The organism is Kangiella aquimarina DSM 16071 (assembly GCF_000374105.1).
Classification (GTDB): domain Bacteria; phylum Pseudomonadota; class Gammaproteobacteria; order Enterobacterales; family Kangiellaceae; genus Kangiella; species Kangiella aquimarina.
The window spans coordinates 94,999-118,711 of sequence record NZ_KB893651.1 but is presented as its reverse complement, the minus strand read 5'-3'; the positions used below and the strand labels follow the sequence as shown (position 1 = coordinate 118,711).

Here is a 23,713-nt window from a genome sequence, read left to right as displayed (position 1 = left end):
CAGTTTAGTACATTCTGCCCTTTTTTCAAACGAATTTAGGAGAATCTATATAGCTTTAGAATACGTCGGAATAATGTTAACTTCTTTGAAATATGCATCAAAAGCCATGCAAATGTTACGAATTAACAATCTACCTGCGTCATTAACCTGAATACCAGTATCCGTCAGGTTGAGCAGGCCATCTTCTTCGAAACGAATCAGCGACTCAAGCTCTTCGGCGAAGTATTCTTTAAAGTTGATATTAAAGGCTTTTTCGATATCACTGAAATCCAGTTTAAAGTGACAAATCAATTGCATAATCACTTCACGACGTAACAGATCATCGTCTTCCAGATAACAGCCACGCCATACAGCCAGCTCACCCGCTTCGACTCTTTCGTAATACTCATCAAGGCCACGCATGCTTTGGCTGTAACTATTGCCAACCTGACTGATGGATGAAACACCCAATCCCACCAGGTCACATTCCGCGTGAGTGGTGTAGCCCTGGAAATTACGATGCAAATCGCCATGTTCCTGAGCCTGAGTCAACTCATCATGTGGTAAGGCAAAGTGATCCATGCCGATGTAAACATAGCCCGCTTCAGTCAGCTTTTTGATCGCAGACTCAAGGATACGCAGCTTCTCTTGTGGCGATGGTAAATCATATGCATTGATGCGACGTTGCGGCTTAAAGCGATGCGGTAAGTGTGCGTAGTTAAATACCGACAAACGATCTGGCGCCATAGTGATAATTTTATCAATCGTTTCATTAAAACTTTCGACCGTCTGATGTGGCAGACCATAAATCAAATCGATATTGATTGAATCGAAGCCATGACGACGCGCCTGTAATAACAGATGGCGAGTATCTTCTTCCGGCTGGATTCGATTTACCGCTTTTTGCACTTCAGGATTGAAATCCTGCACACCCATGCTTAAGCGATTAAAGCCTGCATGAGCCAGACTGGCCATGGTTTTGTTGTCCACGCTTCGTGGATCAATCTCAATTGAGAATTCTCCATTGTCATCGTCAAACTCAAACAGTTCTCTTAATTTATTAACCAAACCTTCAATCTGTTCGTTTGACAGGAAGGTTGGCGTACCGCCACCCCAGTGAATCTGTGTAACTTTACGGCCTTTCACATAAGGCGCGATCATTTCCGCTTCTTTAACCAGTGCGACCAGGTAGCGATCGGCTTTTGATTTGTCTTTGGTAATGACTTTATTGCAGGCACAGTAGTAACAGATATTTTCACAAAAAGGGATGTGCAAATAGAGCGATAATGGCTTGCCAATATTTGAAGTTTTTAATGTCTTTTTAAAATCCTCAACGCCAAAATCATCGCTGAATTGCAATGCAGTCGGATAGGAAGTGTAGCGAGGACCTGCGATGTTATATTTTTCAACAAGTTCGCGGTTCCAGATTGATGATTGAGGCATGACTTTCACCTGTTTTACTTTACGATGTATACAGGATAGGCAATTTAATGAGCAAGCGGATTGATCTAGATCAACCCGCCCTCAGTCATATTTAATTCAATAATCTCAATCAGTTAAAAAGATGTATTTTTCACACATTTTCTAATCGATTAGCCATTTCAGATAACTTTAAGTTAGCACAGGCACCAGGTGAAACGCGTTCCTCCAGGGACTGGTTCGGAGATCTACTGGCAAGATCTTGATAATTGTCTTTTAATTGCTGATAAGCTTGCCTGAAAGGAACTCCCTCCCGAGCCAACTCAACCGCCTTATCCGTAGCAAACATTGCCGGCTCAATGGCTTTTTCACAATTCCTATGACAAATATCAATACCTGACAGCAGCTCAGGCACTAATGCCAGACATGACAAAGCTTCCGTTATGCCATTGATTAATGGTGCCTTTGTATTCTGAAGATCGCGCTGATAGCCACTGGGCAATGATAACAATGATTCAATTTCATTAAAGACGCCGACCAACTTGGCATATTGCGCTCGCATCAACTCTACTGTGTCTGGATTACGCTTGTTCGGCATAATCGATGAGCCGGTACTAAACAAATCGGGTAATTTCACCAGATTAAATTCAGCGCTGGTAAACAGGCTCAAATCCCAGGCCAAACGCCTGATATCCAACATTGCCTGCTTAAAAGCCATTAAAATCTGCAACTCAAATTTACCACGGCTATTTTGCACGTACATCGGATTGATTTGCATCCTGCCAAAACCGAGAGCTTCAGTGGTGTAATCTCTATCAAGCTGCAAATTAACACCATAGCCTGCGGCAGTACCTAATGGATTAGCATCAATCCAGTCCAGGGTCTGTTGAACCAAAAGAGCATTATCACAAAACGACTCTGCAAAACTGGCAAACCATAATCCCCAGCTGGATACCACTGCCCTTTGAATATGAGTGTATCCCGGCATGACGCTATTTTTATTCTGCTCTGCCTGAGTTAAACATGCTTTTGCAATGTCGATGCAGCTTTGTTTAAGCTCCACTAAAGCCTGCTTACAATACAACCGAGTAGCCACCATAACCTGATCATTTCGGCTACGACCTGTGTGAATTTTCTTGCCAAGGTCACCCAGCTGTTCAGTCAAAAAGTATTCGATCGCCGAATGCCCATCTTCGAATGATTGATCCAGAACAAACTTACCACTTTTAAATTGCGATAATAATTCATCCAGACTTGCTGTTATTTGATCAAGCTCAGTCTGGGATAAAATATCAATACGTTGCAATCCTTGTGCATGAACTTTACTGGCCTGAATATCAAACTCAAAAAGATAGTGATCAAGCATTACATCTTGGCCGGACATGAATTGTTCGACTCTCTGTTGCAACTCGTTCTTTTCAGAATTTTTGGTTGCCCACAATTGTTTTGGCTTAGTCATAATTAATAGCCTCTAAAGAATTAAGATTAAAAGCACGATTTGCATTTTGCAGTGCCTGCACCGCAGCGCCTTTAAGCAGGTTGTCGATAACACAGCACAGAACTAAATGCTTACCGCTTCGATCAAGCTTAAATCCACCAATAATTGCTCCGACCTTGCCCTGAATGTCTTTAACTAGAGGAATAGTCTCGCGCACTTCAATCAATGGATGCTTTTGATAGAATTTTTGGAACAGGTCGATCACAAGATTAAGCGACATGGTTTGCTGTAAGCTTATATGAGTCGTCATGGAAATGCCTCGAAAGAAACTGGCGACGTGAGGCGTGAACTTCACTTCTGTACTCAAATGAAGACTCACTTCTTTTTCGTGCAAATGCTCTGACAATTGATAAGGAATAAGGTTATTGTCTAGCAGTACAGGATTATTCTTATCACTCGGATTGGTTCCCGCGCCACTATATCCAGACACGCCAAAGCAATGCACCGCACCATCCAGAACTGGAGTCAGAGGTGCTAGTGACAGCTGCATGGCGGTAGCGTAACAACCAGGGTTACTGATCCGAGTTTGTGCAGTTACTTGATTCAGCTCAGGTAAGCTATAATGCCAATTCTTGTCAAATCGGTAATCGGCACTTAAATCAACAATCACCGACAGGCTGGAAGTTTTATCAATTTCATTTACATAGGGTTGAGCCAGACCATTGGGTAGTGCCAGGAAAATCAGGTCATATTCGCCTTCGCCAACTTGCTCTGGTGTCGCGTCCTGATAATACAGCTCTTTTTTGCTGTAACCATCGATAAGCTGTCCTTGCTTACTACGTGACACTGCTAACTCTAATTCAAAAACAGGATGCTGATTCAATAGTTTGATCAACTCATCACCGACATAGCCTCTGGCGCCAACTATGGCAACGCTAATTGATGTTTTCTTTACGGTGCTCATGACAATTCACCTGAAATAACAGTGCGAGGTCTGCTCATAGCCTGTTGCACACAGGAATGAATCAATGAGTGTTCATTGATGCCACGCCAGAAAACATTCCACAGCTTGCCACGGATAAAACCATCAGCCATAGAGAAGTAAAATTTATTGATCGGATTATTAGCAGAAGCTCGCCAGAATAACTGTGGATTGTCGAGTAGCATCCTATTCCAGACTGCGGTACCTAATCCCTCCCCTTTTGCTGAGTCTTCCACCACAAATTTATCGAGATATGGGATGGCATAATCATTGGTGACTATGGTTGCTGCTCTATAGCATTCAGTAACATAAGCTTTGTGTAGCTGTGTTTTTTGAAAATAGTTTGGTTGCAAATGATAGCCAAAAGATGACTCAATTAAGTTGGTCAATTTAACCTTTGAAAGTTCTTGCCAGTTATCAAACTGATAAATCTTTTCACCTTTGTTGACCAAGGTTCCTGAACCACGGTCGGTAAACAACTCTTTTGCTACCAGGCTGGGCTTGGTGATTGAAACCGAGGTAGCACTAGATACATGGTTTAGGAGTTGATAAATTTGTTGCAGCTTTAATTTCATTCCTGAATACAACCAGCTCTGTTGCATAAGGTAGTGGTAGTCATTTTGTAAACTGATAGCTGGAATCAATTTTTCATCAGCATCCAAAATGCCGCCTGTCGAAGTTAAAAAAACGACCTTATAGGGTTCGATGGTTTTTGCTAAGGCAAGCGTCGCCGTATCTGCATTGATGTTTACTATTTGGCCTTGCTCTGTTTCTCCTAAAGGACTTACTACAGGAATTGCTCCATTTCTAACACTCTCAATCAAATCATGAGCATGTACTGATTGAATTGAGCCAACCAAACCTAGGCTTTCGCTTTCAAGAGCACACTCGAAAACACCTGAATAGAATGATGCGGCATCGACCCCGGTATTCTTTAAGGCGTTGACCAGATTATGATTCTCAGAAATGAATACCTTGCGCGCCACCTTAAGCACTTCTGAATTGGTTACGCGTTTACCTTCAATAAATTGAGCCTCTATTCTTTCCTGTTCCAGCTGTTCATTGAGCTGTGGTCCTGCACCATGCACCACAATTGGCGTTAATCCGACCTGCTGTAGAAACGATAAGGATGACACCAGGTTATCTATGTCATCTTTTAAAATGGCTCCACCAACTTTAATGATGGCAAATTTCATCCCTTCATTACTGGAGAACCGCTTCAGGTATTTACGGATTTCATTCTCGCTACCCATATTATTAAGTAATCGTATGATGGTTTCTTTGACTTTATGATTTGTCATTGCCAAGAATCCTCCAGTAATTGGTAACAACTGTTTCTAGATCATTGAGTGCCACCCACTCATTAGCAGTATGAGCTTTATCAATATTGCCAGGACCATAAACAATCGCCTGATATCCAGCTTCTGAGAAAAGCGCAGCTTCGGTCCAGAAGTTAACAGCAGGGCTGACTTCTAAGCCTAATGTTTTTGCTAGTTCCTCATTATCAGTTTTAGGATGTTCAGAGTGCTCCTTAGACTTTGTGGAAGGAAATGAAGGTGCTATAAACTTTGGGGTTACGGTAACCGGCTGACTAATTTCAATTGAGCTAACCATCTCTTGTAGTTTCTGCTCGGGCACATCACCAGGCAATGGCCTAATTCCCATCTGCAAAGTGACGTCAGATGCAATAATGTTAGGTTTAATTCCACCTTCGATCTTACCTAGATTCAGACAAACGCCTTGTAGATTTTCGAAGCTGCACTGCAACTCAGCTGTTGCCCACTCAAGTGCCTGTGTCATCCAGCTCGCAGCTTGGTGAATAGCATTATCTTTTAACGCTCTTGCCTCTGAACTGTGACCACTTGTTGCCTTAAAAGTTATTTCTGCTGTTGCTACTCCGCGGTGCGCCAAGACCGCTTTGCATTGAGTGGGTTCTGCAACGATGACGCCATCATAGTCATGTGTTTGCTGTAAGAAAGATTTAACACAGAGGCTGTTGCCATATTCTTCATCAGAAGAAAATAAAACCGCATAATCATCCAATCCCTGTTCAACACACGCCAAAAAGCAGGCAGCCGCGCCTTTGGTATCACAACATCCTAAGCCATAAGCTTTTCCCAGTTTAACGATTAGTGTAAAGGGATCGCTATCCCAACCCAGTGCAACTGGAACCGTATCAATATGAAAGTTAAATAGGTATTTAGGCTTGCCTTTCACTGCATAAACATTAATGGAGCCCTCTCCATAGTTCATAACTTCAACATTTGCATCTTTCAACTGCTGACACAAATATTCAACAATACCTGACTCGGCAATCTTCCTGGGTGGGTTGGTGGTATCAAATCCAACTAATGCCTTAAGATGCAGTAGAGTTTTTTCCAGCAATAAATCCGAGTTAACATTTTTTTTGTTTGTGAAATTATTCATTGCTGCCACCTTGAAGATTAACCTGTGCCCAGGTGGCAGTACTATGACTAAATAGTTTGATGAAGCCTTCCGCTTGCTCAATTCCCCAACTGGCAGTCTGAGCGTAACTGGCTTCTTTACTAACCAGCAGCGAGGGACTATTAATCGCTATGATCTGCAGCTGGCCTGAATAAACTAAAAGCTCCACCGTGCCATTAACATACTGCTGAGTTGAGGCCAGAAACTGATGAAGTCCCTGACATAAAGGATCAAAATAAAACCCTTTGTAAACCAGCTCTGTCCATTTGTCGGAAACCACTGGTTTGAACTGGTTTTGCTGCTGCGTCAGTACAACTTCTTCTAAGGCCTGGTGTGCTTTGAGTAACCCAAACAGCGCAGGAGCCTCAAACACAATACGTCCTTTTAGACCAATGACGGTGTCACCGGTATAGATGCCTCTCCCCACACCATACTCTCCAAGCTTTTGATTAAGAGATTGCATGATCTCAACGCCAGTTTTAAACTCACCATTAATCGCGACCGCTTCACCTTGCTTAAATTCAATGGTGAGCTTCAACGGTTCTTTTGGAAAGTCTTGATAATGATTGGTTAAAAAATAGGTATCATCTTGTGGTTCCTGCCATTGATCAATTTCTGAACCGGAAATGGTTACACCAAGCAGATTTTCATTAATGCTGTATTTTTTATGCTCCAAGCTGGTTTCAAAACCCTTCTGCATTAGATACTCGATTTCATATTGTCTTACGTCCTTTACCTGCTGCTGAATATCCCTAATTGGTGACAAAATCTTATAGTCACCTAATGCTTTAATAGAAATATCAAATCTAACTTGGTCATTACCCATGCCAGTGCATCCATGCGCAACCGCATTGGTACCCAACTGCTGACAAAGCTTGATCGACTCTCTCACAATAAGATACCGATCCGCACAGAGTAGAGGGTACTGACCCTGATATTTAGAATTCCCCCAAACCAACGGTGTTACAATTTCATTCCATAACATCTGTTGCGCATCAACTTGCCAGTGCTGCTTAGCACCTAATTGCAATGCACGTTCTTTAATGTGAAGACATTTATCATCACCGACACCACCTGTGTTTACGAACAAGGTATGAACTTCATATCCTTTATCCATCAAATATGGCACACAAAAACTGGTATCTAAACCACCTGAAAATGCTAGAACGACTTTCTTTTGACTCATGACTATTACCTATGGCTATTCATTCAAGAGGAATGTTGATTGGCTAAAAAATTCATTAATGATTTTTGAACATGAAGACGGTTCTCAGCTTCCTGAATGGCAACGCAATACTCTGAGTCCATAACAGCATCCGTGGCCTTAACATTACGTCTTAATGGTAAGCAGTGACTGAAGAGACCTTGATTGGTCATGGCCATCTTTTTTTCATCGACAATAAAGTGTTTGTACTGATCTCGGATGAGTTTTTCTTTTTCCCACTGCCCAAAATATGGCAGTGCCCCCCAGCTTTTGGCGTAAACAATTTCCGCACCGCTATAGGCCTCTTCTATATTGTGCGTTACCGTTAAGTTCTGATTATTCTGACTGCAGTTACTCCGGGCCGACTGCATATAGTGCTCATCAAGCACATACTCTTCGGTTGGGCAAAGTAGTGTGACATCCATGCCGAATTTGCTGGCGATCATCAGTGCGGAATTAGCCACTGCTGTATTCAAAGGTTTAGGATGATAGGTCCAGGTCAGAAGATATTTCTTTCCTTGCAGGTCGCCAAGTTTTTCCTGCAGGGTCATAATGTGTGCCAGTTCCTGACAGGGATGAGTGATTGTTTCCATGTTTATAACTGGCACGCTTGCATATTGTGCGAAGCTATTTAATAACGTATCCAGCTTGTCTTTTTGCCAATCCACAAACTTAGGAAAAGCTCTAATGGCAATAAGGTCACAATAACTGGAAAGCACCTGAGCAACTTCTTTAACATGTTCTTCTGCTTCGCCGTCCATTACTGAACCTAACTCAAACTCTATTGGCCAGGCATCTTTTCCCGGCTGCAATACAACTGCATGGCCTCCGAGCTGTTCAATTCCAATTTCAAAGCTGGTACGCGTTCTTAGTGAAGGATTAAAAAACAACAGTGCTATGCTTTTGTTTTTTAATAAGGGTTGGATCGGTGATTGTTTCAGATCTTTGGCAAAGTCCAGAATCTTTTGCAGATTCGGTTTCGACCAGGTCTCTGTTGTGAGAAAGTGCTGCATAATAAATACCTTCGCTCAGAGCCAGCGGCAGGTTTTTATGCAGGCATAAAAAAACCCAGCCGTTGGCTGGGTTTCAAAATCTAGTTACATACTTTTTTACGCGCTATAGACCCCAGCCTTCCGAATACGAAAGCTGCGACGTCGTAATTGTGCTGTTAAAACTAAAGTATGTTTCATGTATAAAATTGACTAAAAGTGCTGTTCAGTGCAGGCAAATCTACAACGATACTTGTGGGGTGTAAACCTTTTTTTAAAATTATTTAGTCATAAACTCTAGTGGGCATGACTCATTTCTGTTTGCATCTGATGATGCTGGTGTCCAGCCTGACCGCTCGAAAACTTAGTAACTGCTTGATAAATATAAAAGCTTCCCCAGAGTATGAACAGCAAACCGAATACAGCGCGAACCTTTGGGTTGCGAAAGAAATTTACCAGCTTGTTACTGAACACACCTACCGCGAACATGGCTGGTAAAGTCCCAAGTCCAAAGGCAACCATACTGGCAAATCCGCCGATTGCTGTTCCCGAAGTACTGGCCATTGCCAGCGCGCTATAGACTAAGCCACACGGTAATAAGCCCCATAACAACCCGACCACAGCTGCCTGGTGAAACTTTTTGATGGGTAAGAAACGGCTTTGCACTGGGGAGACTTTCTTCCACACCTTACGGCCGATACTTTCAAAATAAATCAGTAAGTTTTGCCAGCTTAAGAGATAGAATCCCATCATGATTAGCATGATGCCGCCAAGAACAATCAAGACCGGAAAGTTGGTCCACTTGCTAAAAAGATAGCCAAAGCCACCAACTAAAGCTCCAAGGATACCGTAACTGAGTACTCGGAATATCTGGTAAGTGAAAGACAGGCGCAATGACTTTTCCTTGGCAGTACCGGTATTGAGCGCAACTGTTAAGCCACCGCACATACCGATGCAATGCGTCGATCCCAGAAAGCCCATGGCAAAAGCTGATACCAGTGCGGTTAAAACCTGATCGCTAATCATTGCTTCGATCCTGATTGCTCTTTATTCTCTTTTGAAGACTGATCTGCTGTGTTGTTTTCAGAGAATTTCTCCTTGGAGCCTATCTCTTCAAACTCTTCGTCTTCGAAACCTTTCTCTTCAAACCCTTTCTCTTCAAACCCTTTCTCTTCGAAACATTTCTCTTCAAACCTTTTCTCTTCGAATAGAATGCGACTCGCCTCTTTATCCAGATCAGAATACTGATCGGAATTAACCGCCCAGAAGAAAATACCAACGGCGATTGCCAGGAAAATTAAAGTCAGAGGTATCAGTAAATAAATGGCATCCATGATTAGTTTACAACCTGCTTCTGTTCACGTTTGAGCTTCAATGAATTGACTACCACTACTATGGAGCTAAGCGACATGCCGATAGCGGCAAGGTATGGCGGTATATAGCCCATGGCAGCAAACGGTATCATCACTGCGTTATAGATCAAAGCCCAGGATATATTTTGTTTAATAACCGATTGAGTCTGACGACTTTTCTGCAAGATAAAAGGAATGTCCAGTAAGTTTTCAGATAACAAGTAAGAATCTGCAGTGGTGCGCGTCAAATCGGAGGCTTTTGCCATCGCCACTGAGGAATCAGCGGCAGACATCACTGGCGCGTCATTGAGGCCATCACCAACCATCATTACGCGCGCTCCTGTGGACTGCAACGATTTGACATAAGACAGCTTCTGCTCGGGAGTCATGCCGTTTGCCCAGCTTTGAATACCTAATTGCTTTGCCAAGTGTTCGGTTTGTTCGCTGGGATCACCGCTTAGAATATGCAATCTATAACCTTTCGATTTTAATTGCATGACCATAGATTTAGCCTGCTCTCGAACCTTATCAGTTAATTGCACATGAGCAAGAAGTCTCTGACCATCATAAAGCCACAAACCCGAATTTTCTGATTGAGACTCAACCTGTTCAAACTGAGCACCACAAGATTCAATAAATTGACGATTACCAAAATAGAAAGTATCGCCCTTGATGGAGCCTGATACGCCCGCAAACGAGTGATGCTTAATATCAGTCGCAGTTACTTCATTATTTTGATACTCGTAGAAAGCCTGAGCAATTGGATGCTCCGACTGTGACTCCAGCGCAGCGATAATAGCTAGAACGTCCTGCTTGCTTTGCTCTGAAAATAATTCCACCTTATCGACCACAAATGCGCCTTCAGTCAAAGTTCCAGTCTTATCAAAAATCACATCCGTAATGTGGCTGGTATTTTGCAGAAAATGCTGGCCTTTGATTAGTACGTTCCGTTGATTATGAGCCAGTGCACCACAGGTCATGGCGATCGGCGTTGCCAAACCCAGTGCACAAGGACAGCTCACCACCAGTACTGAAAGCGTAATCCACAGCGCTTCCTGTGGGTCATGGCGCAGCCAATACCATGCGACAGTCGCTGCCAGCAGCAAAATAAATAAAACAAAATAACGAGCAACGGTATCTGCCAGCAATCCGATGCGTGGCTTTTCCAGTAGTGCTGCTTCCTGCATGCTTAATAATTTAGCCCAGTAACTATTATCTAAAGTGCCACAAACTTTAAGCCGAATCGCCTGATGGGTATTAACGCTACCAGCCATCACCATCTGTCCCTGAAGTTTTTGTCTTGGCAGAAACTCTCCATTAAGCATGGCCTCATTGACTTCAGCCTGTTCGCTGATAAGTTCACCATCAATCGGTACTGTGGCACCAGGACGAATCAAAATCTCATCGCCTTGCTGCAATTTTTTCAATGACACCATTTTGCCCTGTGTTTCACTGATGTTCACCCGCTCGGCATAAACTGGCAAGCTATTTTGCCCTTTGTAGACTTTTTCACTCACTTGCTGACGTGCTCTGAACTCGAGGTAGCGCCCGATTAACAGGAAGAACACAAACATGGTGACCGAATCAAAATAGACTTCGCCGCTCTGAGTCAGCACAGCCCAGATACTGGCTCCATAGGCAAGGAAAAGTGCCAATGTTATGGGCACATCCATATTCAATCGCAGCTGTCTCAATGATTGAATGGCACTAAAATAAAATGGAAACCCTGCATAAAATAAAACGGGCGTAGCAATCAAAAAACTTACCAGTCGTAAGAAGTGTCCATGCTGTTGATTGATGTCGTCCCACGCGCCGAGATATAAGCCGACTGCATACATCATCACCTGCATCATGCCCAGTCCCGCCAGTCCTAAACGGCGCAGCCAGCTTTTCTGTTGCTTAACATTAATGGCTAAAGCCTGCTCAGGTTTATAAGGCAGCGCTGCATAACCCAGCTGATGTAAGCGTTTTAAGATTTTACTCAGCTCGATCGATTCAGGCTGCCATTGAAGGTTAATCGTTTGCGCGGCCACATTAACCTGTACTCCTGTCACGCCTGATATCTTTCTCAGGGTTCGCTCGATCAGCCAGGCGCAGGCACTACAACGGATGGATTCTGATAATAAAATAATTGAGGAAGGTTGATCAGTTGTTGCTGAGTCTGGTTGAGATACTCGGTATTCAGCCTGAATATCTTCTTCATCAAAAGCCACTAATTCGGGAGGCAACTCCTGATCGGGACGAATCGCCTGTTCGGTTCTAAACTGATAATAGTCAGTGAGTCCATTGCTAACGATGGTTTCTGCCACGGAATAACAGCCAACGCAACAAAACTCGCGTTCCTTGCCCAGTACTTCCAGTGTCTGATGATAATTTGCCGGTACTGGCAAACCACAATGAAAACACTCGCTACGGACTTTTGCGTCCATCTTAATAACCTAAGGTCAATTCACGCTTGGTAGGTAATGTCCATATTTGCTCAAGTTCCCATTCATCTCCATAAGGACGCAAGGTTACGTGCCACTTTCCCTGAGTATCTTTTGTCGAACCGTCGGCCATCAGTTCAGCAAAGTAAACGCCATTAGCATTCTTTTTTAAGGCCAGTGAAAAATCGCGATCAGCCAAAGTGGCATGACGAAAATCAAGGAACAAACTGTCATTAATAGGTTGCTTAGACTGAAGCATGATCTCTAGTCGAGTGCCACTTAAATCAACATCCGCTCGAATTCCCATCTCTTTGGCCAATTGCCGCTTTTCCAGGATCTGATTGATGGCCAGCCCTTCTTTGTAATAATCATCTTTAACCATACTGGCTGGATTGTTCACTGCAATCGTTACCAACAAAATTCCAGTCACCACTGAGCTGGCTGGAATGGCAATAACAAACCAGGGCCAAAATTGTTTGTACCAGGGTTTAGTATCTTGTTCTTGCATTTGATTCATGGATATTCCGCGCGATTAGCGTCTTTGAACTGGACCAATAAAATTGGTTCCTTGGTTGATAGCAATGGATTCATCATCCACGCTTTGCAAGCGAACGTTTAGCTTTTCGGTAGTTCCCGTTAAGTTAAAAGGATCTATCGACACTCGAACTGGAACCGTAATGACAGCGCCTGCCGCCACTGTTATCGTTTCCGGCCCCTGATAAACCAATTCAGAATGACCTGTGATATCAATCGCATAGGTATGTGCCTGCTGGTCCTTATTAACGATTCGCAAGTTATAAATATTTTCGATGAATCCTTCCGCAGTGGTCAAATATAAACGGTTTCGATCTTTGATGATATCCAATTCCAACGGTGTGCGAAGCCATACCGATAAGACAAAAATTAAGCTGATCAATATTAGAATGGAACCGTAACCTATGGTCTTACCGCGAATCAGTTTGACCTCTTTGCCATTATCACGATTTTCCGTGGTGTAGCGAATCAGTCCTGGTTCATAGCCCATCTTGTCCATCACTTCATCGCAGGCATCAATACAGGCAGCGCAGGCAATACACTCATACTGTAATCCGTCTCGAATATCGATACCGGTTGGGCAAACATGAACACACTGCATGCAGTCAATACAGTCTCCTAAGCCTTTTGCTTCATACTCTTCCTTGGGCATATCTTTTTTACGTGGACCACGCTGCTCACCACGCTGTTCATCATAGGCAATGATCAAGGTATCTTTGTCGAACATGGAACTTTGGAAGCGTGCATAAGGACACATATAAATACAGACCTGCTCACGCAGCATGCCCGCATTGCCCCAGGTGGCGAAACTATAGAATAGAACCCAGAAGGTTTCCCACGGACCTGTGCTTAAGGTCAGAATTTTATCGGTGAGTTCTGTAATCGGTGTGAAGTATCCGACGAAGGTGTAACCGGTAAACAGCGCAAAGACTATCCATAAACTATGCTTAAAGAGTCGCTTACGAATTTTCTCAAAGTTCCACGGCTGCTTATCAAGCTTAAGCTGCTTATTTCTATCCCCTTCCGCTAAACGCTCCATCCAGATAAAGACTTCAGTCCACACGGTTTGCGGACAGGCATAACCACACCAGAGACGTCCTGCAACGGTTGTGAAGAAGAACAGTGCCATTGCCGCGATAATTAACAGCAAGGTCAGGAAAATAAAATCCTGTGGGAAAAAAGTCAGACCAAATAAATGAAATTTTCGAGCTGGCAGATCAAATAGAACGGCCTGTTGACCGTTCCAGCTAATCCAGGGTAAACCATAATACAGGCCAAGCAACAACCAAACAGACAAGACTCGGAGATTGTTAAATCGTCCTGATACTTTCTTCGAAAAAACTTTTTTTCGCTTTACGTAGAGATCCTGTTCGTCGCCTACTACGTAAGTATCGTGTTGTTCACTCATTGCTCAAACCTGTATTAATGTTTGGACCAATATTACTAATAACTACTCTTTGCTTTGCTCATCATTTGAATGAGACAAGCTATACACATAAGCAGTAACCAGGTGTGCCTTTTCTTTACCTAAGATTTTATCGTGGGCTGGCATATTGGCCTGAATACCATTTTCAATCACATCTTTAATCATGCTGATTGAACCACCATGCAACCAGGTTGTGTCTTTCAGGTTTGGTGCACCCATTGCGGTGTTACCACTCAGGTCTTTACCATGACACGCAGCACACATGGCTTCATATTTCACTTTACCTTCGTCAACAAGGTTCGGCTTAAAGGTACGCTCCACTTCATTTTGACTTAAGATATAGTGCACAACTTGCGAAACACCCTCTTCACCTAAAGCAGATCCCCAGGCAGGCATCGCACCTTTACGACCTTCCATGATTGAATACATGATGTCATCAGGTGTACCGCCATATAACCAGTCATCGTCAGTCAGATTTGGGAAACCAATACCGCCACGACCATCAGCACCATGACAACCAAAACAGGTGTTGGCAAAAATCGATTGCCCCATCTGTAATGCTTCAGGTTCATTCTGTAAATCTTTCACAGACATGGCCGCATACTTTTCAAAAAGCGGCATATATTTAGCATCTGCTTCGGCAACTTCTTCTTCATACTGACTGATTTGTGTCCAGCCTAGTACGCCTTTGAACTTGCCCAGGCCTGGATACAAAATCAGGTACACAATCGCAAACACAATCGTGATGTAGAACATCCACAACCACCAGCGAGGCATTGGGTTGTCATACTCTTCAATACCGTCATAGACATGGCCAGTTGTTTTGCCCTGTTCACCACTTTGCTTTTTCTTGCGTGTGAAATAAAGAAGCGCCACACAACCAAGAATATTGATGGCAACGATCAGAATAATATAAAAACTTAATGCATTACTCATGACTCATCACCTCTTTACGATTGTTGGCTGTTGACTCCTTATCATCTTCATCAAGAGCCATACGCGCCGCCTGGTCATACATTGGCTTACGTTTTTTTGAATACACCCAAATACAGAGGCCGATAAAGAGCAGCATAATTATCAGGGTCATAACTCCGCGGAAAATATTGATATCCATTATTCACCTCCTGAATTCTGTACTGTGCCATGCTCATGGCCTAAAGACTGCAAATAGGCAATCAAGGCAGTAATTTCTTTTTTGCCTGCGACCTGCTCTTTGGCAGCTGCAATTTCTTCATCAGTATAAGGAACGCCTAACTTACGCATGGTTTCCATTTTGGATGCGGTTTTTTCACCATCCATAATGTTTTCATCTAGCCATGGGAAAGCTGGCATGTTCGACTCAGGGACCGGGTCACGAGGATTCATCAGGTGAACATAGTGCCATTCATCCGAATAGCGACCGCCGACGCGAGCCAGGTCAGGCCCAGTTCGCTTTGAACCCCATAGAAATGGGAATTCATAAACGTCCTCGCCTGCTACAGAATAGTGACCATAGCGCTCGGTTTCAGCTCGGAACGGACGTACCATCTGAGTGTGGCAAACGTGGCAACCTTCACGGATATAGATATCGCGCCCTTCAAGCTCAAGCGCGGTATAAGGACGCAAGGTTGAAATCGGTTGCGTTGTATCTTTTAGGAAAAACAAGGGCACGATTTCAGCGAGGCCACCAAAACTGATGGCGACCACAATCAGAATACCCATTAAACCAACATTCTTTTCGACTTTTTCATGATTCATCTGTGTGCCCTCCTAGTGCGCTGGTTGTGGGATACGAGTATCCGCATTTTTCGCGCCGGAAATCGTCTTCATTACGTTGTATGCCATAACAAACATACCGGCCAGGAAGATGATGCCGCCAAGCAAACGAATACCATAGTAAGGATAGGTCGCTTCTAGACTCTGCACGAAAGAGTAAGTCAAAGTACCGTCAGAGTTAGTAGCACGCCACATTAGACCTTGAGTGACACCCGCAATCCACATCGCTGCAATGTAAAGCACCACACCGATTGTCGATAACCAGAAGTGCATGTTAATCAAGCTGATGCTGTGCATCTTTTCTTTGCCGAAGATAGAAGGAATCATGGCGTAAAGCGCACCAATCGAAACCATCGCAACCCAGCCCAAAGCACCGGCGTGTACGTGACCCACTGTCCAGTCAGTGTTATGCGACAACGCATTCACAGTTTTGATGGACATCATTGGGCCTTCGAATGTCGACATGCCGTAGAAGGATAGAGACACGATTAGGAACTTGATGATTGGGTCGGTACGCAACTTATGCCATGCACCAGATAGAGTCATGATACCGTTGATCATGCCACCCCATGATGGCGCAAGCAGAATCAATGAGAAGACCATACCCAAAGACTGTGCCCAATCAGGTAATGAACTGTAGTGCAAGTGGTGAGGACCAGCCCACATATAAATCGCAATCAATGCCCAGAAGTGGACAATCGATAAACGGTAGGAATAAATCGGGCGACCGGCCTGCTTTGGAACATAGTAATACATGATGCCGAGGAAGCCAGCTGTCAGATAGAAGCCAACCGCGTTATGGCCGTACCACCATTGAACCATTGCATCAATCGCACCTGAGTAAGCTGAGTAAGACTTCCACGAAGTCCAGTCAATCGGAAGCGCGGCACTGTTAACAATGTGCAGCACTGCAATGGTGATAATGAATGCCCCAAAGAACCAGTTCGCTACATAAATGTGCGAAACCTTGCGCTTCATGATGGTGCCGAAGAACAACACCGCATAAGCAACCCAGACGATAGCGATTAGAATATCAATCGGCCATTCTAATTCCGCGTATTCTTTGGCTGAGGTGTAACCCATTGGCAAAGTAATTGCTGCCAATAGAATAACCAGCTGCCAACCCCAGAACACAAACGCTGCCAGCTTATCGCTGATCAAGCGTGCATAACTGGTACGTTGAACGCAGTGAAGTGAAGTTGCCATCAACACACAGCCGCCAAAAGCGAAAATAACCGCGTTAGTGTGCAATGGACGAAGACGGCCGAAAGACAGCCATGAGGTATCAAAATTCAATGCCGGGAACATCAACTGGGCAGCGATTAAAACCCCAACCGCCATACCAACAATTCCCCAAACTACAGACATAACGGCAAACTGCCTTATGACCTTATAGTTATAATTATCTTTTTTTAGCTCACTCATCATAACCTTCCTTATAAACCAAGGACTTACAAAAACTCAGGGTGTTTTAGCAGTGTGATCATAAGGAAGGACCGATATTGAATACTTGATCTGGATCAAGCGAATCCATAAAGGCCTGTTTTAATTCATATATGAAGTGATAGGTAATAACTATAGCACCGAAAAACGCGCCTCTACCGAATCCATACATGAACCTTAAGTCACTCTTTCATAAAGAAATATCCCTAAGCGTAGTCGAGTTATCACCATCGCATATCAGGATAACATAAGATTTTAATATAAGAAGTATTGTATTGGCATTTTTACAGGCCACTATTCGCACGAGAATTATTAACCCATATCACTCAAATCGATAACATTTCTTACAAATCCCCGCTTGCTCAATTACGCAATATTGCTAGGCTGTTGAGTTAAGTTTTTTTCATGTGTTGTTATTTGGGGAAATTTAATGAAAATTGCAGTCCTGTTATTGAGTATGAGCTTATCCTTTAGCGCATTTGCCGCTGAAGAAAAGTCAGAAGCAACGAATCCGTATCCTGAAGAGAAAACCGTTGTTACCGAACATTCGACCAAAGTTGGCGGTAAAACCATCAACTACAAGGCCGAAACCGGTAATTCCTTTGTGTATAACGAAAACAATGAAGTCATCGGTTCGATTTTCTTCACAGCCTATACCCAGAAAGGCGCTAACCCGAAAAAACGTCCAATCACTTTTGCTTATAACGGTGGCCCAGGTTCGGCATCGGTCTGGTTGCACATGGGTACTTTAGGACCTAAACGTGTGGTGATGGATAAAGAAGGCTTTCCATTAAAACCACCATTCGAGATGGTCGACAATGAATATTCACTACTGGATTTAACCGATATCGTGTTTATTGATCCGGTTGGCACTGGCTACAGCCGCGCGCATGACAAAGGTACTAACGAAGACTTCCACGGTGTCTGGGAGGATATCCGCACCGTTTCTGAATTTATTCGCCTGTACATGACTCGCAATGAGCGCTGGAGCTCGCCTAAGTTCCTGATCGGTGAGAGCTATGGCACCACTCGCTCAGCCGGTATCGCCTATCACATGGGTCAAAACCACGGAGTATATTTCAATGGCATCATGCTGGTATCCAGCGTGCTTAACTTCCAGCTGGACGACTTTAATGATCAGATGGATTTGCTGCCACCAATTACCATGTTGCCCAGCTATACTGCCGCCGCCTGGTATCACAAGAAACTCAAAGCGCCTTTAGATGCCAATCTGCAGAACGCTATTGAACAGGCAAAAGAGTTTGCCCTGAATGAATATGCCCTGGCATTACTGCAGGGTGATAACCTTGAGCCTCGCAAGAAGCGCGCGATCGCAGAGAGAGTTGCGGACTTTACCGGCCTTTCAGTTGATTTAGTCATGGAAAATGACTTAAGAATTTCATTAGACGATTTTGTGCATAATATTAAGCGCAAAGAAGGTGAAACCATTGGTCGTCTGGATAGTCGTTTTACCACTCCGGAACTGGATGCCTTGAACAAGCCTGGTTATCGCGATCCGAGCTATATGGCAATCCATGGCACCTATACCGAAAACCTGATGACCTATCTTTCTACAGAGCTTAATTATAAATCTGACCTGCCTTATTATATTTTGGGTGGCGGTGTTAAAAGCTGGAATTATGAAGATTTTTATCGTCAGAACCGCGATATCAGCGACAAGCTAACCTCAGCCATGTTGCGTAATCCAGACATGCAGGTTTATGTCGGTAATGGCTATTACGATTTCGCAACACCATTCTTCGCCACAGAATACACCTTCTCGCATATGGGCCTGCCAGAACAGCTCAAAGACAATGTACACATGTACTACTATGAGTCAGGCCATATGATGTATATCCGTGAGTTTGATCTGATTAAATTGAAAAAAGATTTAACCGAGTTCTTTAAGAAGTCGCTGTAAAAAGCTCCTGTTTATTAAGAGCAACCGGGCGGACACACAGGTCCGCCCCTACCTAACAAGCTGTCATCCTGAAATTTATTCAGGATCTTGGGCGACCATATTAGGTCGCCCTTACATTTCCCCATTTATTTCCATCCCCCTATTCCCAATATCCTGACATCCTCATACAATATGCCCAATTTTTAACCTCTATAAATTGAGAGTCAATCATGGCAAAAGCAAGTGATATCAAGCGCAACATGGCGGTTGAATACAACGGCAAGTTGTTGGTTGTGAAGAATATTGAAGTCAGCAGTCCGAGCGCACGTGGAGCTGCCACACTATACAAAATGCGCTTTACCGATGTTCAAACCGGTTTAAAAGTCGAAGAGCGTTTCAAGGGTGATGACCAGATCACTACCGTTGACTTAACCAAGCGTCCAGCGACTTTCTCCTATACCGAAGGCGATAGCGTTATTTTCATGGACAGCGAAGACTACAGCCAATACACCTTCAATAAAGAAGACATCGAAGACGAATTACTGTTTATTACAGAAGACATCGAAGATCTGCGCGTTGTGCTGGTTAACGACAAAGTGATTGGCCTGGAATTACCACAGTCTGTGGAAATGGTCATCGAGCAAACCGACCCTTCGATCAAAGGCGCTTCAGCCACTGCTCGAACCAAACCTGCCACATTCTCCACAGGCCTAACTATTCAGGTTCCAGAATACATCGCCAATGGCGAGAAAGTTAAAATCAACGTCGAAGAAAAGAAATTCATGAGCCGCGCGGATTAATTCCGCGCTTTTTTTATTCCGACATTAACTAGTGTAGGATGTCTCCTTTACATTGATACACATAATTTCTAATGAAGAAAATTGTTGTTCTGGGTGGCTATGGTAATTTTGGTAAGCGCATCGTTGAGGAGCTTTCTCAACTAACAGGCATAGCAATATACATCGCTGGACGGAATGTACAAAAAGCCAACCATCTTATAGAGAAGCTTTTAAACCAGTCCAAGGCAGAATTATTGCCTTTATCTATTGATATAACGGCTTCTAACTTCCAAGAGCAACTACAAGCAATAAAACCCTTCTTAGTCATTCATACCAGCGGGCCATTTCAGGGACAGGACTACCGCGTACCTGAAGCCTGTATTGATATAGGTGCGCATTACATTGACTTAGCGGATGATCGCCGCTTTGTTTGTGATATTACACAGCTCGATATCAAAGCAAATAATAACCATGTATTAGCTGTTAGCGGTGCCAGCTCGGTACCTGGTTTGTCATCGGTTATTCTTGACCATTATTATCCTGAGTTTTCACAAATCTACACTATTGATATTTCAATTGCACCGGGAAACAAAGCTGAAAGAGGTGAAGCAACCATTCGTGGTATCCTTTCCTATACTGGACACCCTTTCCCTGTGTTTAGAAGTAGACAATGGGTAAATGCTTATGGCTGGATGGACTCACGCAGGATTAACTTTAATGATGATGCAAGGCAACTAGCGAATGTGGACGTGCCTGATTTAGAGCTTTTCCCTAAACGATATTCAGTAAAAGATACAGTGAAGTTCCAGGCTGGTCTTGAGCTTACTCTGCTACACCAAACCATGGTGTTTATGGCCTGGCTTGCGAAAAAGAAAATTATTAAGAATTGGGCTCCTCTGACTAAGCCGATCATGAAAACCAGCAACCTACTGAAACCATTTGGTACCGACCGAGGTTATATGCGAGTCCTCATTGAAGGGAAAGATCTACGTTTAAAGCCAAAGGCAGTTGAATGGACTCTTACCGCTGATAAAGGTGTTGGCCCTTACATCCCAACTCTTTCAGCTATAATCATTGCAAAAAAGTTGATAAACAATCAGCTGGATACTCGAGGCGCCATGCCTTGCTTGGGGCTATATACTCTCGATGAATTTTCACCCTATGCAAAACAATTAGGTCTTCAAATTAGGGAGCAAGCAATTGGATAGCTACTTTTTACTAAGATTACTACACATATTGTCAGCAATTATTGTCATGGGAACTGGTGCAGGCATTGCTTTTTTTATGTTCATGGCTTATCGCTCAAAAAATATTAATGCGATAACTGTAACAGCCAGACATGTTATCTTAGGTGACTGGTTATTTACCTTCCCGGCGGTAATAACACAGTTTGTGACTGGTTTATTATTAATGGCAAAACTCAATTACTCTTTCTCCTCTATCTGGTTCTATTGGGTTATTGGCCTGTTTGCGTTTATCGGTGCTTGCTGGATTCCTGTTATTCGCATCCAGTACTTACTATTTACGCAAGCACAGATTTCATTGTCTCAAGGTCAACTTACCGACAAGTTTAATCAATATATGAGATGGTGGATCAGTCTTGGCATCCCAGCATTCCTTACTATTTTAGGGTTGCTTTATATTATGGTTTTTAAGCCATTCCCAGTCGTATGATTAAGCAGATGAACGACCATACATTACTCACTTTAGCGCGTTATTCGCTAGCCCTTCTCTGGATATTCACAGGGTTAACTTCTACCTTTTTTGATTATCAAACGGGATATGAGCTCCTGATTAATTTCGGCTTTAATGAACCTATTACTCGTGCTTTAATTTATAGTGGCGCTATTTTAGATATTGGCTTAGGACTCTGGATACTTAGCAACAAAAAGATGAAGCAATGTTATGTCATTCAAATCATGGTCATAGTAAGTTATACCATCCTGCTGACTATCATAGAACCCTCTTACTGGTTGCATCCTTTTGGTCCAGTGAGCAAAAATATTCCTATAATTATGCTAATCTTGATTCTTTACAACTTACCCAATGACTCATCTACTAGGAAGGCAATATGAAAATTATTCTGCTTCCCGGTGTTGATGGTTCAGGAATTTTGTTTGAGCCCTTCATTAAGGTATTCAAATCTGAAGTACCGGTTGAAGTGATGCCGCTAACACAAGAATCTGATCAAAGTATTTTGAATCAGGTTTCGATTATTGAGAATGCGGTGGGCGATGAAGAAGTTATTCTGATTGTTGAGTCTTATTCGGGTTTGCTGGCTTATGAGCTGGCGAAGCGTAACAAGATACAGATTAATCAAATCTTTTTCTTTGGCTGCTTCCTGCAGCCACCCAGTTTGATTGGTAAGATTGGTCGCTTTCTTCCGGTACGACTTCTGAACATAATTCCTAGTAAAGTGCTGGCTCATATTCTGTTTAATCGGTGGTCATCACCTGAGCTCAATCAATTACTAAGCCAAGCGATCCAGAGCATTAACTTTTCAAATATAAAAAAGCGTTTTAAAACTATCGCTACTGTTCAAAAGCCAAGTCAGGTTATTGATGTGCCCTGTGTTTATGTGCAAGCGACTATGGATAACCTTGTAAGCGCTTATAACCTCAAAACTTTTGAGGAACTGTGCAGCAATCTACAGGTTGAAATTGTCGAAGCGACGCATATGCTTTTGCAAACACAACCAGAAGCAATGTCTCAATTGATTCATAAATATCTTCAATTATAACAATAGCGCACAGTGACTATGTGCATTAGGTTATAGTCTATCCAACCTTCAGTCAGATACCATTGAGGGTAACTTGATTAATGGATTGAATATGGCTGAGCAAAAAGCAACGATTGCATTTATTTCTCATGGCGGTGGCCCCCTTCCTTTACTGGGCGATCCAGCTCATCAGGAGATGGTTGGTAGTCTTCAATCATTAGCCAAAGAGTTACGCAAACCTGAAGCCATAGTCGTTTTCAGTGCTCATTGGGAAGAGCCTGAAGTGAGCATTATTTCTAATGCTCGCCCTTCACTATATTATGATTATTATGGCTTTCCAGAAGAGTCTTATCATATTCAGTATCCAGTTTCGGGCAATCCTTCATTAGCAAATAAAATTCAATCGCTACTGTCGCAGAAACATATTCCTACTAAAATGGAGAATGCTCGAGGCCTTGATCATGGCGTCTTTGTTCCCTTGAAGCTTATGTATCCTGAGGCTGATATCCCGGTCATCCAAATATCTTTATTGAACGGCCTGGATCCGGAAAAACATATACAGCTTGGACGTGCACTCAGGAGTCTACTATCAGAAAACATATTAATTCTTGGCTCCGGTTTCTCTTTTCATAATCTGAAAGCGTTTTTTGGTGCCAGTGACCAGCAGTCTCGACAGCTCAATGAGTCTTTCGACGACTGGCTGACTGAAACGTGCATGAGTGCTTCACTGCATGAATTTGAACGAGCGGAACGTTTGATGGAGTGGCAGAATGCTCCCGGTGCACTCTATTGTCACCCTCGTGAAGAGCATCTGATACCGTTGCATATCTGTTATGGCTTTGCTCAGAAGGCAGCCGGTAAGCGACTTAGTTTTGATGTCATGGGGAAAAGAGCCAGCTGCTTCATTTGGAGCTAGTTAGATA

General features: G+C 43.2%; 23 protein-coding genes. 7 read left to right on the top strand and 16 right to left on the bottom strand.

Going from position 1 to position 23,713, the window contains the following annotated elements:
* Positions 1–45: 45 nt before the first annotated feature.
* From hemN to ccoN, 16 genes are all read right to left on the bottom strand, one after another.
* The gene (hemN, locus tag B158_RS0109920; RefSeq protein ID WP_018625216.1) at positions 46–1,422 is read right to left on the bottom strand and encodes an oxygen-independent coproporphyrinogen III oxidase; all 1,377 of its coding nucleotides are present in this window, start codon (positions 1,420–1,422) and stop codon (positions 46–48) included.
* Positions 1,423–1,552: 130 nt separating this feature from the next.
* Complete coding sequence (gene argH / locus B158_RS0109915; protein WP_018625215.1) at positions 1,553–2,857, bottom strand: argininosuccinate lyase; 1,305 nt, start codon at positions 2,855–2,857, stop codon at positions 1,553–1,555.
* Positions 2,850–3,800, bottom strand: a complete 951-nt coding sequence (gene argC, locus B158_RS0109910) for an N-acetyl-gamma-glutamyl-phosphate reductase (protein WP_018625214.1) — start codon at positions 3,798–3,800, stop codon at positions 2,850–2,852. The genes argH and argC overlap by 8 nt, the downstream gene beginning before the upstream one ends.
* Positions 3,797–5,119 carry an acetylglutamate kinase gene (locus tag B158_RS0109905; protein WP_018625213.1) on the bottom strand — a complete coding sequence of 441 codons (1,323 nt, stop codon included), beginning with the start codon at positions 5,117–5,119 and terminating at the stop codon, positions 3,797–3,799. Before B158_RS0109905 ends, argC begins: the two co-directional genes overlap by 4 nt.
* Positions 5,106–6,245 carry an acetylornithine deacetylase gene (locus B158_RS0109900; protein WP_018625212.1) on the bottom strand — a complete coding sequence of 380 codons (1,140 nt, stop codon included), beginning with the start codon at positions 6,243–6,245 and terminating at the stop codon, positions 5,106–5,108. The genes B158_RS0109905 and B158_RS0109900 overlap by 14 nt, the downstream gene beginning before the upstream one ends.
* Positions 6,238–7,449 (bottom strand): argininosuccinate synthase, encoded by a 1,212-nt coding sequence (locus B158_RS0109895; RefSeq protein ID WP_018625211.1) that lies wholly within the window; start codon positions 7,447–7,449, stop codon positions 6,238–6,240. Before B158_RS0109895 ends, B158_RS0109900 begins: the two co-directional genes overlap by 8 nt.
* 23 nt (positions 7,450–7,472) lie before the next feature.
* On the bottom strand, positions 7,473–8,480 hold the full coding sequence (locus B158_RS0109890; protein WP_018625210.1) for an N-acetylornithine carbamoyltransferase: 1,008 nt from the start codon (positions 8,478–8,480) through the stop codon (positions 7,473–7,475).
* 273 nt (positions 8,481–8,753) lie between these two features.
* Positions 8,754–9,482 carry a sulfite exporter TauE/SafE family protein gene (locus B158_RS0109885; protein ID WP_018625209.1) on the bottom strand — a complete coding sequence of 243 codons (729 nt, stop codon included), beginning with the start codon at positions 9,480–9,482 and terminating at the stop codon, positions 8,754–8,756.
* Positions 9,479–9,790, bottom strand: coding sequence for a cbb3-type cytochrome oxidase assembly protein CcoS (gene ccoS / locus B158_RS13585; RefSeq protein ID WP_018625208.1), 312 nt, complete (start codon positions 9,788–9,790; stop codon positions 9,479–9,481). Before ccoS ends, B158_RS0109885 begins: the two co-directional genes overlap by 4 nt.
* Before the next feature lie 2 nt (positions 9,791–9,792).
* Positions 9,793–12,237, bottom strand: a complete 2,445-nt coding sequence (locus B158_RS0109875) for a heavy metal translocating P-type ATPase (RefSeq protein WP_018625207.1) — start codon at positions 12,235–12,237, stop codon at positions 9,793–9,795.
* A 1-nt stretch (position 12,238) separates the two neighbouring features.
* Entirely contained in the window at positions 12,239–12,751 is a 513-nt protein-coding gene (locus B158_RS0109870) for a FixH family protein (protein WP_018625206.1), read from the bottom strand.
* Between the two features lie 15 nt (positions 12,752–12,766).
* Complete coding sequence (gene ccoG / locus B158_RS0109865; protein ID WP_018625205.1) at positions 12,767–14,176, bottom strand: cytochrome c oxidase accessory protein CcoG; 1,410 nt, start codon at positions 14,174–14,176, stop codon at positions 12,767–12,769.
* 42 nt (positions 14,177–14,218) lie between these two features.
* The gene (gene ccoP / locus B158_RS0109860) at positions 14,219–15,130 is read right to left on the bottom strand and encodes a cytochrome-c oxidase, cbb3-type subunit III (RefSeq protein ID WP_018625204.1); all 912 of its coding nucleotides are present in this window, start codon (positions 15,128–15,130) and stop codon (positions 14,219–14,221) included.
* Complete coding sequence (locus tag B158_RS0109855; RefSeq protein WP_018625203.1) at positions 15,123–15,308, bottom strand: cbb3-type cytochrome oxidase subunit 3; 186 nt, start codon at positions 15,306–15,308, stop codon at positions 15,123–15,125. The genes ccoP and B158_RS0109855 overlap by 8 nt, the downstream gene beginning before the upstream one ends.
* Positions 15,308–15,931: a cytochrome-c oxidase, cbb3-type subunit II gene (ccoO, locus tag B158_RS0109850; protein ID WP_018625202.1), complete on the bottom strand. Its 624-nt coding sequence runs from the start codon at positions 15,929–15,931 to the stop codon at positions 15,308–15,310. The genes B158_RS0109855 and ccoO overlap by 1 nt, the downstream gene beginning before the upstream one ends.
* A 12-nt stretch (positions 15,932–15,943) precedes the next feature.
* The gene (gene ccoN, locus B158_RS0109845; protein ID WP_018625201.1) at positions 15,944–17,374 is read right to left on the bottom strand and encodes a cytochrome-c oxidase, cbb3-type subunit I; all 1,431 of its coding nucleotides are present in this window, start codon (positions 17,372–17,374) and stop codon (positions 15,944–15,946) included.
* A 448-nt stretch (positions 17,375–17,822) separates the two neighbouring features.
* Between ccoN and B158_RS0109835 the strand changes: the two genes are divergently transcribed.
* From B158_RS0109835 to B158_RS0109805, 7 genes are all read left to right on the top strand, one after another.
* The gene (locus tag B158_RS0109835; protein WP_018625199.1) at positions 17,823–19,313 is read left to right on the top strand and encodes a S10 family peptidase; all 1,491 of its coding nucleotides are present in this window, start codon (positions 17,823–17,825) and stop codon (positions 19,311–19,313) included.
* Positions 19,314–19,522: 209 nt separating this feature from the next.
* On the top strand, positions 19,523–20,092 hold the full coding sequence (efpL, locus tag B158_RS0109830) for an elongation factor P-like protein EfpL (protein ID WP_018625198.1): 570 nt from the start codon (positions 19,523–19,525) through the stop codon (positions 20,090–20,092).
* Positions 20,093–20,163: 71 nt separating this feature from the next.
* Positions 20,164–21,279 (top strand): saccharopine dehydrogenase family protein, encoded by a 1,116-nt coding sequence (locus B158_RS0109825; protein ID WP_018625197.1) that lies wholly within the window; start codon positions 20,164–20,166, stop codon positions 21,277–21,279.
* The gene (locus B158_RS0109820) at positions 21,272–21,745 is read left to right on the top strand and encodes a DUF2269 family protein (protein WP_026309350.1); all 474 of its coding nucleotides are present in this window, start codon (positions 21,272–21,274) and stop codon (positions 21,743–21,745) included. The genes B158_RS0109825 and B158_RS0109820 overlap by 8 nt, the downstream gene beginning before the upstream one ends.
* A gap of 8 nt (positions 21,746–21,753) precedes the next feature.
* On the top strand, positions 21,754–22,146 hold the full coding sequence (locus tag B158_RS0109815) for a DoxX-like family protein (RefSeq protein WP_228127094.1): 393 nt from the start codon (positions 21,754–21,756) through the stop codon (positions 22,144–22,146).
* Positions 22,143–22,811 carry an alpha/beta fold hydrolase gene (locus B158_RS0109810; RefSeq protein WP_018625194.1) on the top strand — a complete coding sequence of 223 codons (669 nt, stop codon included), beginning with the start codon at positions 22,143–22,145 and terminating at the stop codon, positions 22,809–22,811. The genes B158_RS0109815 and B158_RS0109810 overlap by 4 nt, the downstream gene beginning before the upstream one ends.
* Positions 22,812–22,902: 91 nt before the next feature.
* Complete coding sequence (locus B158_RS0109805) at positions 22,903–23,706, top strand: DODA-type extradiol aromatic ring-opening family dioxygenase (protein ID WP_018625193.1); 804 nt, start codon at positions 22,903–22,905, stop codon at positions 23,704–23,706.
* The last annotated feature ends 7 nt before the right edge of the window (positions 23,707–23,713 follow it).